Annotated in this window: 13 protein-coding genes and 1 tRNA gene; 4 read left to right on the forward strand and 10 right to left on the reverse strand. The window is 65.1% G+C overall.

Features of this window, described 5'->3' with window-relative positions; genetic code table 11:
- Positions 1-70 precede the first annotated feature (70 nt).
- Positions 71-439, forward strand: coding sequence for a YciI family protein (locus tag K3M67_RS11465; RefSeq protein ID WP_285831525.1), 369 nt, complete (start codon positions 71-73; stop codon positions 437-439).
- Between the two features lie 262 nt (positions 440-701).
- Here K3M67_RS11465 and K3M67_RS11470 read toward each other — a convergent pair whose 3' ends face one another.
- From K3M67_RS11470 to K3M67_RS11500, 7 genes are all read right to left on the reverse strand, one after another.
- On the reverse strand, positions 702-1,775 hold the full coding sequence (locus K3M67_RS11470) for a nucleotidyltransferase family protein (protein WP_285831526.1): 1,074 nt from the start codon (positions 1,773-1,775) through the stop codon (positions 702-704).
- A complete protein-coding gene (locus tag K3M67_RS11475; protein WP_285831527.1) occupies positions 1,762-2,871 on the reverse strand; it encodes a phosphoenolpyruvate carboxykinase (ATP) in 1,110 nt (369 codons plus the stop codon). The genes K3M67_RS11470 and K3M67_RS11475 overlap by 14 nt, the downstream gene beginning before the upstream one ends.
- A 679-nt stretch (positions 2,872-3,550) precedes the next feature.
- Positions 3,551-3,627: transfer RNA gene (locus tag K3M67_RS11480), tRNA-Arg, on the reverse strand.
- Positions 3,628-3,664: 37 nt separating this feature from the next.
- The gene (locus K3M67_RS11485) at positions 3,665-4,156 is read right to left on the reverse strand and encodes a DUF1178 family protein (RefSeq protein WP_066857398.1); all 492 of its coding nucleotides are present in this window, start codon (positions 4,154-4,156) and stop codon (positions 3,665-3,667) included.
- Positions 4,153-4,983 carry a carbon-nitrogen hydrolase family protein gene (locus K3M67_RS11490; protein WP_285832933.1) on the reverse strand — a complete coding sequence of 277 codons (831 nt, stop codon included), beginning with the start codon at positions 4,981-4,983 and terminating at the stop codon, positions 4,153-4,155. The genes K3M67_RS11485 and K3M67_RS11490 overlap by 4 nt, the downstream gene beginning before the upstream one ends.
- Before the next feature lie 5 nt (positions 4,984-4,988).
- Positions 4,989-5,246: a glutaredoxin 3 gene (grxC, locus tag K3M67_RS11495; RefSeq protein ID WP_066857394.1), complete on the reverse strand. Its 258-nt coding sequence runs from the start codon at positions 5,244-5,246 to the stop codon at positions 4,989-4,991.
- 63 nt (positions 5,247-5,309) lie between these two features.
- Positions 5,310-6,071: a ComF family protein gene (locus K3M67_RS11500; protein ID WP_285831528.1), complete on the reverse strand. Its 762-nt coding sequence runs from the start codon at positions 6,069-6,071 to the stop codon at positions 5,310-5,312.
- A gap of 41 nt (positions 6,072-6,112) precedes the next feature.
- On the opposite strand from K3M67_RS11500, the gene K3M67_RS11505 reads away from it, so the two are divergent.
- Positions 6,113-6,964 carry a class I SAM-dependent methyltransferase gene (locus K3M67_RS11505; protein ID WP_285831529.1) on the forward strand — a complete coding sequence of 284 codons (852 nt, stop codon included), beginning with the start codon at positions 6,113-6,115 and terminating at the stop codon, positions 6,962-6,964.
- A gap of 26 nt (positions 6,965-6,990) precedes the next feature.
- Here K3M67_RS11505 and K3M67_RS11510 read toward each other — a convergent pair whose 3' ends face one another.
- Positions 6,991-7,869 carry a metallophosphoesterase family protein gene (locus tag K3M67_RS11510; protein WP_285831530.1) on the reverse strand — a complete coding sequence of 293 codons (879 nt, stop codon included), beginning with the start codon at positions 7,867-7,869 and terminating at the stop codon, positions 6,991-6,993.
- 71 nt (positions 7,870-7,940) lie between these two features.
- On the opposite strand from K3M67_RS11510, the gene K3M67_RS11515 reads away from it, so the two are divergent.
- The gene (locus tag K3M67_RS11515) at positions 7,941-8,837 is read left to right on the forward strand and encodes a diacylglycerol/lipid kinase family protein (RefSeq protein WP_066857380.1); all 897 of its coding nucleotides are present in this window, start codon (positions 7,941-7,943) and stop codon (positions 8,835-8,837) included.
- 43 nt (positions 8,838-8,880) lie between these two features.
- Here the strand turns inward: K3M67_RS11515 and K3M67_RS11520 are convergent, their stop codons facing one another.
- Complete coding sequence (locus K3M67_RS11520) at positions 8,881-10,038, reverse strand: GNAT family protein (RefSeq protein WP_066857981.1); 1,158 nt, start codon at positions 10,036-10,038, stop codon at positions 8,881-8,883.
- Positions 10,039-10,184: 146 nt separating this feature from the next.
- Between K3M67_RS11520 and K3M67_RS11525 the strand changes: the two genes are divergently transcribed.
- Positions 10,185-11,252: a fatty acid desaturase family protein gene (locus K3M67_RS11525; RefSeq protein ID WP_066857377.1), complete on the forward strand. Its 1,068-nt coding sequence runs from the start codon at positions 10,185-10,187 to the stop codon at positions 11,250-11,252.
- A gap of 184 nt (positions 11,253-11,436) precedes the next feature.
- Here K3M67_RS11525 and lptG read toward each other — a convergent pair whose 3' ends face one another.
- The gene (lptG, locus tag K3M67_RS11530) at positions 11,437-12,537 is read right to left on the reverse strand and encodes an LPS export ABC transporter permease LptG (protein WP_066857979.1); all 1,101 of its coding nucleotides are present in this window, start codon (positions 12,535-12,537) and stop codon (positions 11,437-11,439) included.
- Positions 12,538-12,540: the final 3 nt, after the last annotated feature.

The following is a 12,540-nucleotide window of genomic DNA, read 5'->3' on the forward strand; positions in this document are numbered from 1 at the left end:
GGCAGGCTGACGCTTCCTTGGGCGTTGCAAGGCCCGGATGGCAGTCGGGCGATCATGCAGGAGACAGGTGTTGCGGGTCATGGTGCTGGTCAAGGCGACCGAGGACAGCGAAAAGGGCGTGTTTCCCGAAGCGTGGACGTCGCAGATGATGGCAGCGATGGGCCGGTTCAACGATGCGCTGCGCGCGGCCGGTATCCTGGTTATGGCGGACGGGCTTCAACCTTCCTCCGCCGGCAAGCGGATCGCGTTTGACGGGGTTGGGCGCAGCATCATCGACGGGCCGTTCCCGTTGCCCTCCGAGCTGGTCGCGGGCTTCTGGCTCTGGGACGTGAAGGACATGGACGAAGCGGTCGCCTGGGCGAAACGCTGCCCCAATCCAATGCCAGGACCGTGCGAAATCGAGATCCGGCCGCTCCACGACCTGCACGCCCCGGAGTGAGATACGCCCGATACCGCCAGTCATCATCGTGAAGACACCGCGTTCCATGCCGAGGACAAGCCCAGAATGGTCGCGAGCCGCGGCTGGAGCCCTCATCTGCAAAACAGAAAAGGACGCCGGCCGCTTTGTCCCTCCACCGAGCAGCAATGTTTGGCGTCAGTTTCTCCTCGGCCGCCGCCAGCACGCGCCATAGGTGCCCGCCCAGATTTCTGCATGTCCGCTTGGCTATGCCGGGCCTCTATCTGTTGGACGAGCAGTCGAGCTAGATCTTCCCGACTTCCGTCCAGCTCAGGAGCCGCGTGACACTCTCTCGCCTGGGCAGCCATCCCGGCCGAGCCGCATCGTTACCCGAAGCACTGGAAGCCTTCTCCCTCCACTGACGCCGGGCGGCGAGATATTGAGGATCGAGCAGCGACAATATGGTGAGCGGCAGCGCGCTTGCCGGCCAGCATATCTGTACCATGCGCCGCCAATATTGCAGCCTCGCCCGAACGTCGATCAACCCGTCGGGCACTGGGAGATCGAGCATTTCGCGCGCAGTCAGCAACTGAGTCCTTGCTGCTGCCCTGGCATAGCCCGCCGCGAACAGCCCATCCAAACGCGCCCAATCCGTCGCACCAAATCCGGCGGCAAGACCCTGCATGTCCAGCAAGTGACGCAGGTCGACCCTCCCGCGCAGATAGTCCCTCCCTTTCAACTGATCGTGCAACAGCAGGATCGCCATGCCTGCAACAGGAGAGGGCAGACAGGCTACTCCCCGCGGCAGATGGCAAGGCGTGCCATCTATTGCCAGATCATCATGAGCCAGGCGCAAGATACTCGCCCCGCCATATTCTGTGTGCAGGTCGATGGTGCCCGAATCTTCGGGGCGCATGAGCACCACCGGAATCTCCGGTCGGACGATCGGCGTATCGGGCCGATACCCCGCTCCAACCAACTGCGCGATGGCCTCATGGAACCTGTCCGCCGGAACCATCATGTCCAGATCGGTGATCAGGCGATCGGCCCGCCCACCCGCTGCAACGTCCGCCAGCCAGGCCGTCCCCTTTAGCAACACAGGACGCACGCCCACCCCGTTCCAAAGCGCCACGGCTTCATCAAGTTGCAGAAGCAGGCGTCTGTTCCGCTCCTCATTACGTGTTTGGATGAGCTGAAGAAACTGCTGCACATCAATCGGCAGCGAGGAAAACCGTCCTGCCGCCTTCAGTCGGCTCGCCAGCATGGGCGTACAGAGCGAGCGGTTGGCCAGGCCTATGATCCCAACCCAATCCTCCCCAGCTGGAAGCTCGCCCTTCAAACATGAAAGCAGACTCCGAAGCGCCTCAAGCCGCTTCATTATCGCTCATTCGCCGGAGCAGCGCGCCCGCATCGTCCAACCCTGCATAATGAAGCTCGTAGCAGCGCGCACCGCCGACAGCGCGGATCATCACGTCAAGCGCCCTGTGGCTCATGCCGTCGCCATGCGATGTCGCCTCTTCCAGCAGATGCCTGAGTGCCAAAGATGATTGCAGGGGCGCGAGTTGCGCAGGTCCGGCAGCACGTCGGCGCAACCTGACGATCCATCCGATCTCCGCCAATCCGTCCCCCGCAATAACGCGTGGCGCAGGAAAGCGAACCCGTCTTCGATCGGCGCGAACGTGCATCGGCAATGCCCCAAGACCGCCATAAACCGATGCCAGCAATTTCCACCCGCCCGCCTTGACCGAAGGCAGGAAAGGCAGCCCCTGCACCCGGCCGTCTCCGCTCACGACAACAATATCGTCTCCACCATAAGCAAAACCCTGCCCGGTCAACCAGGACGTCAGGGTCGTCTTTCCAGCGCCCGGCTCTCCCAGGATCAGCATTGCCTTGCCATTCCGGTGCAGACACCCACCATGAACCCCCAGCAGCCAACCAGGACTGCCCAATATATCCTCGGCCATACGCGCCTTGATGACTGGCCCCGTCTGCGCCGCCTCCATGATCGTCGCCGGCGCGCCATCCCGGCTGAGGCAGGCCATGCCGTCATCATGCCACAGATCGTAGACAACATCGAAAAGCCCGCAGTCAGCCTGCAGATGGGCGAACAGCGGCGACACGCGCGCCGCAAGGCCCCTATCATGATAGCGCAGCAGGAACTTCCTCCCCCCGATGGATACCTGCTGTACGATCAGGGAATGGGAAGCAGGCGGCGGATCACAGGCGCTCACCAGCCCGCGCAGGGACCAGCTGGTTAACACCTTGCGCAGCATGGCTAGGGGCTCAGTAATTCCCCGATCCAGCACTTCCTGCGCCAGTTGGGCGAACGGCACGCCATCTTCAAGGCGACAGGCGACATACCCAGCGACCTGATTGACGCCCATCAACTGCTGGCTGGCAACCGAAAAAATTAGGGGTTGGCCGTCGATGAAGACGATAGACGTGCCCTCCGACAGACGCAGCCGCATCTTCACCGCTCAGCCTTCCCCCCCAGCCGGTCACCAATATCAGATTTTTGGCCGCCGCCCCGGATTTCCTGGGCCGGTACCGGGACCGTCATTGATCGGCGGATTACCGGGCGGCTGAGGATCCAGACCATTGCCAACACCGTTATTGCCCTTCGGGCCACCGCCGCCGCCGCCGCCGGATTTCGCGATTGCTTCTGAAGACAGGGATGTGGACAGCAGCACCGTGACGGCGGGTGGGACCGTCGCTGCAAACCGCCCGCAGGTTTTCAGAAACTCGCGCCTGTCCTCGGCGCTGGAAGTCCGATCTGGTTCCTCTGGCAAAGCAGCCTCCGTACAAATAGGGACTGCAAATCTATCATTGGGCGGTCAACGATCGCACTGCTATCCGGGACTACATCTTTCGGGGTAGCTCCCCAATGTCTGAAAGGACTTGCGCCAGCTTCCGCTGTTTTCGGCGTCCGTCACAGCGCATCATCGTCTTGGAAATTGCCAGGAAATGGAGATCGGATCATCATCGAGACGATCCTGTTGCCGCACGTCATGTACCGTAGGCGCTGCCGCCCCCTCAACCTCGTTCACCAAAGGGCCGTTGCCGCCAAATTTGCGCGACTCATCTTGTCGATGTCTGCGCAGACATCGTCCCTTTCAGGAAAAGGCCGATATGATGTCTGAAGATGAAGGTGAATGGTGCACCCAACAGGATTCGAACCTGTGGCCTTCGGATTAGGAATCCGACGCTCTATCCTGCTGAGCTATGGGTGCACGCAGGGAAGCGCTCTATTGCGCGTCGGGCTTCGGGTCAATTCTTGGCGTGCGGGGGAATGACGGGAAAAGGCAGGGGCGCCACCTCCACGCCTTCGTCGATCAGCGCCTTGGCCTCGGCCGGGGCCACCTCGCCATGGATGCTGACGCGGTCCTGTTCGCCGTAATGCATCGCCCGCGCCTGTTCGGCGAAACCGCGCCCGACCCAGGTGGAGCCTTCCAGCGCCTTGCTCTGCGCCTGTGCCATCGCCTCGACCAGCGCCTGCATCTTCGCCTGGTCGGCGACGTTCATGACGGGCGCGACCGGGCCCGCGGGCACGGGCGCGGGCGTGGCGGGCGCCCGATCGGGACGACTATTGCCCTTCGCCCCCACGGCGGGGGCCATCACCGCTTTGGATATGTCAACGTCGCCACAGATCGGGCACGCAAGCAACCCGCGCACCTGCTGCGCCTCATAATCGGCGCTGGAGCCGAACCAGGCCTCGAACACATGGCCCTGGGCGGCGCATTTGAGATCGAACACGATCACGAAATCGTTACTTCCTTCGGTATGGGCCGGCGATTGGCGAGCGCCGGCACGCGCCCGCGAACGTCCCCTATGCGCGTCATGTCGAGGTCCGCAAGCCCCAGCCCGGCCGTCTCGTCCATGTCGAGCAGCACCTCGCCCCAGGGATCGATCACCAGACTATGGCCATAGGTGGTCCGCCCGTCCTGATGCATCCCGGTCTGGGCCGTGGCGATAACGTAGCAGCCCGCCTCGATCGCGCGAGCGCGCAGCAGTACATGCCAGTGCGCCTGCCCCGTGGGCACGGTGAAGGCGGCTGGCGCCAGCAGGATCGTCGCTCCGGCATTGGTCAGCGCGCGATACAGATCCGGGAAACGCATGTCATAGCAGATGGAAAAGCCCATCCGACCCCAGGGCGTATCGGCCGCCACGACCTGCTCGCCCGGCCCATAGACGGAGGATTCGCGCCAGCTTTCGCCGGTCGCCAGGTCCACGTCGAACAGATGAATCTTGTCGTAGCGCGCGCGAATCGCGCCACTGTCGTCGATCAGGAAGCTGCGATTGGCCCAGCGCCCGTCGGCCCGCTCGCCTTGCAGCGGCAGCGACCCGATATGCACCCACAGCCCTTCACGCGCTGCGGCCTCGCGCACCGCGGCCAGCACCACGTCCTCGGCCTCATTGCGAAGCGTCGCCGCCGCCCGCCCCCGGTCCCGGTCCAGACAGCCCGCCATTTCCGGCGTGAACAGCATGTCCGCGCCTTCGGCCTTTGCCCGCTCGACCATCGCCACGATCGCCGCGGCATTAGTGGCAGGATCGACCCCGCTGGTCATCTGGAACAGGGCGGCGCGCATCGTCGTCATGCCGCCAGCAAGGCGTCCAGCTTGCCCTCGCTGTCCAGAGCACGCAGGTCGTCGCTGCCGCCGACATGCTGTCCGTCGATGAAGATTTGCGGCACGGTCGTCCGGCCGGGCGCGCGGCTGAGCATCTCGTCGCGCTTCGGCCCGCCCATGGTGATGTCATATTCGTCGAAGGCTACGCCCTTGCCTTCCAGCAACGCCTTCGCCCGCGCGCAATAGCCGCACCAGGCCTTCGTATAGATTTCGACTTTCGCCATGAATATCTTGCTCCTTGCAGGATCGAAATTGGGTGAACGCACGGCTTTGTCAATCGGCACCGCTCATTCGACGTCCGCGTCGGGAAGCACCCGCGCCCAGCAGAGCAGCCGCACCTCGGCCGCCCCGCCGCGCTTGAGCGCCCGCGCGCAGGCGGCCGCCGTCGCCCCGCTGGTATGGACATCGTCGATCAGCAGCACCCGCCGGCCCTTGAAACCATGCTCCTCCGCCAGCGCGAAGGCGCCGCGCACAGCCCTCTCCCGTTGGGCCGGGTTCATGCCGCGCAGCGGGGCCGTCCGCTTCACGCGCTGCAGGGCCCGCTTGTCGACCGGCCACCCCGTCAGCCGGCCCAGATGATCCGCGATCAGCGCAGACTGGTTGAACCCCCGGTGCCACAATCGCCAGCGGTGGAGCGGCACCGGCACGATCAGCAGTGGCATTTCGCGCGCGTCCCCCACATGCCGCAGCATCTGCCGCAGCATCTGCCGCGCGATCAGCCGGGCGAGGCCGATGCGCCGTCCATATTTGAGCCGCAGCGCCACCGTCCGCGCGACATCGCCATAGGCCAGCACCGCCCGCGCGCTGTCCCAGGGCGGCGGTTCGGCCAGGCACGCCCCGCACTCGGCCCCGTCCCCCATCTCATGGGGAAATGGCAAGCCGCAGCGCGCGCAGCAGGGTTCGCCCAGAAAAACCATCCCGCTCCAGCAGGACAGGCAGAAGGCGAAATCCGCGCCCACGATGGCGCCGCAACCGGGACAACGCGGCGGCAGCGCATAATCGACCGCAGGCTGCAAGGCGCCCTTGAGAAGCGGGAGGAGCGACATCATCTGCCTTGTCCGCACTTCGCGCCCGATGCACAAGGCCCGCCATGGACTCCCGCCCCGACATTTTCGACCGCGCCCGCCGCGCCCGCCACCGCGACCGGATGCTGCCGGCCTTCGCCGATCACGACTTCCTATATCGCGCGATGCTGGACGAACTGCTCGATCGCCTTCGCGACGTGCAGCGCGATCTGCCTGAAGCGCTGGTGATCGGCTGCCCCGACGGCAGCGCCAGAGCCGCGCTGGAAGCGATGGGCAAGCGCGTCGCCTGCGCCGACCCCGGCTTCCTTGCGGCAAGGGCCGCGGGCGGCGTCCAGGGGGACGAGGATGCCCTGCCCTTCGCCGACGACAGTTTCGATCTGGTGATCGCCTGCGGGACGCTGGACAGCGTCAATGACCTGCCCGGCGCGCTGATCCTGATGCGCCGCGTGCTGCGTCCCGACGGCCTGATGCTGGCGGCCTTCGCGGGCGCGGGCAGCCTGCCCCGCCTCAAGGCCGCGCTGCTCGCCGCCGAAGGCGACCGGCCGGGCCAGCATGTCCATCCGCAGGTCGATGTGCGGTCCGCCGGCGACCTGCTGAGCCGCGCCGGCTTCGCCATGCCGGTCGCGGACGGAGACATGCTGACTATCCGCTATGGCGATGTCGTCCGCCTGATGCACGACCTGCGCGGCATGGGCGCGAGCAATGCGCTGGCGACCCGCCCCCCGGGCCTGACCCGCGACGTGCTGATGCGTGCGGCAGGTCATTTCAGCGACGCCGCCGACCCGGACGGCCGCACGGCCGAGCAGATCGCGATCGTCTATCTATCGGGATGGAAACCCGACCCGAGCCAGGCCGGGCCGGCGCGGCGCGGTAGCGCCACGGTGTCGCTGGCGGCGGCCCTCAAGGGGAAGGAGTGACCCGCTGCTGACGTCGCAGACGGCCGTCAACCCAACCCTCGCCTCGGCTCCATTTTTCCGACCGTCGGCGGGTCCACGACTTCCCGCGCCGCCCATGCCCCGCCATCGTGCCGATATTCGACATGGCTTGCCCGGCGGAACGCGGCGCCGTCCCACACGATCACCTGCAATTCCATCTCGTTGTTGCGGCGGACATGGAGCCAGTTGAAGCTTTGCGGTTCGTTGTTGCGCAACCGGGTCGAGGTGGCGGTGCCCGCCTGGATCACCAGCGCACCGCCGCTATGCGCCACCATCTTTCGCGCGGCTTCGGCATAGGTCCGGTGAAAATGGCCCGCCAACGCCAGATGCACCCCCGCTTCGCAGGCGGCCTTGACCGCGTCATCATGCCGTCCGACCGCTTCGCTCCATTCGTTGCCGTTGCCGATCGGCATGGCGAAGAGGGGATGGTGTGTGACGAGGATTCGGGTCTTGTCCGGCGGCACGCAGGCGAATTTCTGCCGAAGCATGTCCATCTGATCATGGTTGATCCGCCCGTCCTTGATCGTCAGCGACCGCGCCGTGTTGAGGCCGAGAATCGCCACCTCCCGATCTTCGTAGAAGGGGCAGAGATCGTTGCTGATATAGCGTTTGTAGCGATCCAGCGGCGCCGCGAACCGCCGCACCACATCATAGAGCGGCACGTCATGATTGCCCGGAATGACGAGGATCTTCAGCCCCGCCGCACGAAGCCGTCCCAGCCAGACGGCCGCCTGATGGAATTGTTCGACCCGCGCGCGTTGCGTGAAATCCCCGCTGATGACGACCAGGTCGGGGCGGCGATCCTCCAGCCAGGCGGTGGCGGCGTCCACGATCTTGGGATCATGCGCGCCGAAATGAATGTCGGACAGATGGGCGATGCGAGCCATCCCCACGTAACGAATGGACGGCAGGGCGGTTTCCGATGGACCCGAAATCACTTACGCGGTGTTATTGCGGCATGGAAACGAAGCCCCTCCCCAAGGACGCCATTCTCGTCGTCAACGCCCATAGCCGCCGTGGCCAGGACGATTTCGCCCAGGCCAGGGAGAAGCTGGAGGCAGCCGGAGTCCGCCTGATCGCCGCCCATGCGGTCGAGGAACCGGACCGGATGAACGCCACCGTGCGGCAGGCGGTGGCCAGCGGCGCCCCCATGGTGATCGTCGGCGGCGGCGACGGTTCCATGTCGGGCACGGTGGACGAACTGGTGGGCAAGGATTGCGTGTTCGGCGTGCTTCCGCTCGGCACCGCCAACAGCTTCGCGCGGACCTTGGGCCTGCCGCTCGACCTGGACGGCGCGGTCCGGGCGATCGCCACCGGGCAGCGCCGGCGCGTCGACCTCGGCATGATCGAGCATGATTATTTCGTCAATGCGGCCTCGCTCGGCCTGTCCCCGATGATCGGCCAGACGGTGCCGCACAAGCTCAAGCGCTATCTGGGGCGCGCGGGCTATCTGCTCTGGGCGGTGAAATGCTCGGTCGGCTTCCGCCCCTTCCGCCTGACGATCGACGATGGCGGGACGGAGCGGCGCATGTGGTCGACCGAGGTCCGCATCCTCAACGGCCCCTATCATGGCGGGGTCGAACTGTCCGACCATGCCGATGTCGATACGGGCGAGATCGTGATCCAGGCGGTCGTCGGGCGCAGCAAGCCGCGCCTGGCCTGGGACTGGTACGCCAAATTCTTCAAGCTGCGCGACCGGGACGCCCATACCGAGGAATTTCACGGCCAATCCTTCCGCGTCGCGACGCACCCGCCCCAGCGCATCTCGATCGATGGCGAGGTGCTGGCGAGAACGCCGGTGACGGTCAGGATCGCCCCCGGCGCGATCGAGGTCGCGGTGCCGGGGGAGAATTAGGAGCGTCCGCCCTCCGCATCCCCGACGCCCCGGACAATCGTGCTTACAGCCTCTTTTCGTAGATCTGGTACACCTTGTTCACCGTGCTGTTGATGGCGTCGGCGATGGCGTTCATGCCCTGATTGTCGTCCAGCACCCAGCCGATCTCGCCACGGGTCGAGCCATAATGAGCGATCGCCTGCCGGCGGATGGTCTCGATCATCATGAAGGCGAGCTGGCTCGCCATGCGCGACGATTGCAGGCGCTGCACCACGCCCATCAGCGGCACGCGCATGGTGCGGGCGTTCGGCTTTCTCAACCATTTGAGCAGCCTGATCCAGCCGAACGGAAAGAGCGAGCCATTGAGCGGCGCAATCGCTTCATTAAGATCGGGCAACGTCATCATGAAGGCGACCGGTTCGCCGTCCAGTTCCGCGATCATGATCAGATCCTCGAACACGATCGGCTTCAGCTTCTTGCCGGTGTGCGCGACCTCCGCATCGGTGATCGGCACGAAACCCCAGTTATTGCCCCACGCGTCGTTCAGGATAGCGAGGATGATCGCGGCTTCCTGATCGAACCTGGTCTTGTCGACCTTGCGGATGCGGATGCGGGCATTCTTCTCGCCCGACTGGACGATGCGCTGGATCAGCGGCGGAAAATCCTTCGTGATGTCGAGTTCATAGGTCTTGAGCTGCTTGACCGGGATATAGCCGGAACCCTCGATCATCGCCTGATAGGCAGGGCTGTTATGCCCCATCATCACCGTGGGGGGATGGTCATGCCCCTGGATTAGCAGCCCCGGCTCCTCCCAGATGGAGAGCGAGATCGGCCCCAGCACGCGGGTCATGCCCTTGGCGCGGAGCCACGCCTCCGCAGCCGCGATCAGCGCCGTGCCGGTTTCCGCATCTTCCGCCTCGAACAGGCCGAAATTGCCGGTACCCGGCCCCATGCCCTGCTCGACCGGCTGGGCGAGCGCGAGACGGTCGATATGGGCGGAAATGCGGCCGACCACGCGGCCGTCGCGCCGGGCGAGGAAATATTGCGCTTCGGCATGGCCGAAAAACGGGTTCTTGCCGGGCGTCAGCAGTTCCTTCACCTCGCCCTTGAGCGGCGGCACCCAGTTGGGGTCGTTGGCGTATAGCCGCCAGGGCAGGTCGATAAAGGCCTTGAGATCGGCCTTGCCGGAAACAGGAGTGATGACCAGATCGGATTGCGCCACTATCGCCGCCTTCAAAAGGATGATGCCGTGCAGTTCGACGCTTGTTTGCGGAATGTCAATCACGCGCGCGAAGCCGGGGCGTAACCGGGTGAATATGTCATGGTGCTGCCATGATCTCAGCGCATTTGGAGGCTAGGACCGCCCGCATGACAGTGCATGATCCCATTCTTGCCGCCGCGCAACGGGCGCGCGCGGCGATCCCCGACGACAGCGCGATGCTGCGCGCAGCGGCCGATCTGTCGCGCGCGTTCGCCACCGCCAATCCCCGCATCTACTGGCCCGACATGCTGGCCTCCGCCCTTGTCGGCTGGGCCGCGCTGGCCGGCGCGATCCTGGTCCAGAATGTGGCGGTCGCGATCGCCTGCGGCATCGTGGCGATGCTGGCGCTCTATCGCGCGGCCAGCTTCATCCATGAACTGACCCACATCCGCAAGGGCGCGTTGCCCGGCTTCCGCTTCGGCTGGAACCTGATCGTCGGCATTCCGCTGATGATCCCGTCCTTCCTCTATGAAGGCGTGCATACCCAGCATCATGCGCGGACCCGCTATGGCACGGCGGATGACCCCGAATATCTGCCGCTGGCGCTGATGAAGCCCTGGTCGCTGCCACTGTTCATCCTGGTCGCGTCGCTGGCGCCAGTCGGTCTCATCCTGCGCTTCGGCCTGCTGACGCCGCTGTCGCTGCTGATCCCGCCGCTGCGCGCCAAGGTAGTGGCTGAATTTTCGGCCCTGTCGATCAACCCCGCCTATCGCCGCCGCGCGCCGGAGGGCGAATTCGCGCGCATGTGGCAATGGCAGGAAGCAGGCGCGAGCCTGTTCGCGCTGGCGCTGGTGGCGAGCGTCTTCGCCTTTGGCTGGAAGCCGCTGCTGGTCTACATGGCCGTCCATTCGGCGATGACCGTCATCAACCAGTTGCGCACGCTGGTCGCGCATCTGTGGGAAAATGAGGGCGAGGCCATGACCGTCACGGCGCAATATCTGGACTCGGTCAATGTCCCGCCGCCAGGCTATCTGCCCGCGCTCTGGGCGCCGGTGGGCCTGCGCTATCATGCGCTGCACCATCTGTTGCCCAGCGTGCCCTACCATGCGCTGGGCAAAGCCCATGCGCAGTTGATGGCGACGCTGGAGATGGATTCGCCCTATCGGAAAGGCAATTATACGGGGATGCTGCCGCTGGTCGGCAAGATCGCGCGCAGCACCATGACCGCGCGCTGACAGGCCGGATCGAGCGGCCGGGCCGTTCGATTATTTTCCAGTTGCGACTTGAAACCTGAGAAAGCGCGCCCATATCGCGGCTGTTCCGGTCACTTTCCCCTCCCCCTGAGGACCGGGACGCCCCCTATGAACGCCCTGGCGACGCCCCTTGGTCGCCGGGGCGTTTTTCGTTTGGGCGTCCGGATCATTCCTCCGTGCGGAACAGTACGGTCTCGCCGACGAGCAGGAACAGGAAGAAGGGCGCCCACGCAGCCAGAACCGGGGGATAGGCCCCCAGATTGCCCATCGCGAGCGAGAAATTGTCGGCGACGAAATAGGCGAAGCCGAGCGCCATGCCCATCACCGCGCGCACGAACAACTGCCCCGATCGCGCCAGGCCAAAGGCCGCGACCGATCCCAGGATCGGCATCAGGAGCGCGGATAGCGGACCGGACAGCTTGTGCCAGAGGCTCCCTTCCAGCTCTGCGGTCGGCCGGCCCGCGTCATGCAGGTCGGCGATGGCGGCCTCCAGTTCGCGGAAGGTCAGGGCGTCGGGATCGACCTTGGCCAGGGTGAACTGGTCGGGACGAATGTCGCGCCCGAACCGGACCGTGCCGACATCGCGCATCGTGCCGCGCGCCACGTCGAACTGGCGCGCGCCATCCAGCACCCAGCTTTTCGATGCGGGATCATAACGGCCCCTGGGCGCCTGGACGATGGTGGTCAGGCTGTTGTTGACCCGGTTGTAGATCTGGACATTGCGCAGCTGCACCGCCGTCCCGCGCCCGGCGACGATCGCCGCATTGACGAGATTATTGCCATCGCGCACCCACGGATTGGTCTTGACCCCGCTGTCGCGCGGGATCGGGCCGTAGTCCACGGCCTCCCACGCACTGAGCGCAGCCGTCGACCGAACCACGATCCGTTCGTTGAAGACGAAGCTGATGGCCGACACGCCCAGCGCGGCGACGACCAGCGGCGCCAATATCTGGTGTGCGGAGAGGCCCGCCGCCTTCATCGAGATGATCTCGCTATTCTGGTTCAGGGTCGCGAGCATGACCAGCGTGCCAAGCAGCACCGAGAAGGGCAGGAACCGCGCAACGATCTGCGGCGCCCGCAGTCCGACATAATGCCATAATTGCGCGTCGCCATTGCCCGGATAGGCCAGGATGTCACCCGAATTGCCCAGCAGATCGAGCGTCTGGAGCACGACCACAAGCAGCGCCAGCACCGCGAAGGTACGGGTCAGGAACAGCCGCATCATATAGAGGCTGATCTGGCGCGAGGGAAAGAAATCGAGGTTCATGGG

It is taken from the genome of Sphingobium sp. V4 (assembly GCF_029590555.1).
Classification (GTDB): domain Bacteria; phylum Pseudomonadota; class Alphaproteobacteria; order Sphingomonadales; family Sphingomonadaceae; genus Sphingobium.

Excerpts from the sequence above, each read along its gene's own strand:
- K3M67_RS11505 (WP_285831529.1), top strand. The coding sequence starts at position 6,113 with ATGGACTCCCGCCCCGACATTTTCGACCGCGCCCGCCGCGCCCGCCAC.
- K3M67_RS11500 (WP_285831528.1), bottom strand. The coding sequence starts at position 6,071 with ATGATGTCGCTCCTCCCGCTTCTCAAGGGCGCCTTGCAGCCTGCGGTC.
- lptG (WP_066857979.1), bottom strand. The coding sequence starts at position 12,537 with ATGAACCTCGATTTCTTTCCCTCGCGCCAGATCAGCCTCTATATGATG.
- grxC (WP_066857394.1), bottom strand. The coding sequence starts at position 5,246 with ATGGCGAAAGTCGAAATCTATACGAAGGCCTGGTGCGGCTATTGCGCG.
- K3M67_RS11470 (WP_285831526.1), bottom strand. The coding sequence starts at position 1,775 with ATGAAGCGGCTTGAGGCGCTTCGGAGTCTGCTTTCATGTTTGAAGGGC.
- K3M67_RS11490 (WP_285832933.1), bottom strand. The coding sequence starts at position 4,983 with ATGCGCGCCGCCCTGTTCCAGATGACCAGCGGGGTCGATCCTGCCACT.
- K3M67_RS11510 (WP_285831530.1), bottom strand. The coding sequence starts at position 7,869 with ATGGCTCGCATCGCCCATCTGTCCGACATTCATTTCGGCGCGCATGAT.
- K3M67_RS11525 (WP_066857377.1), top strand. The coding sequence starts at position 10,185 with ATGACAGTGCATGATCCCATTCTTGCCGCCGCGCAACGGGCGCGCGCG.
- K3M67_RS11515 (WP_066857380.1), top strand. The coding sequence starts at position 7,941 with ATGGAAACGAAGCCCCTCCCCAAGGACGCCATTCTCGTCGTCAACGCC.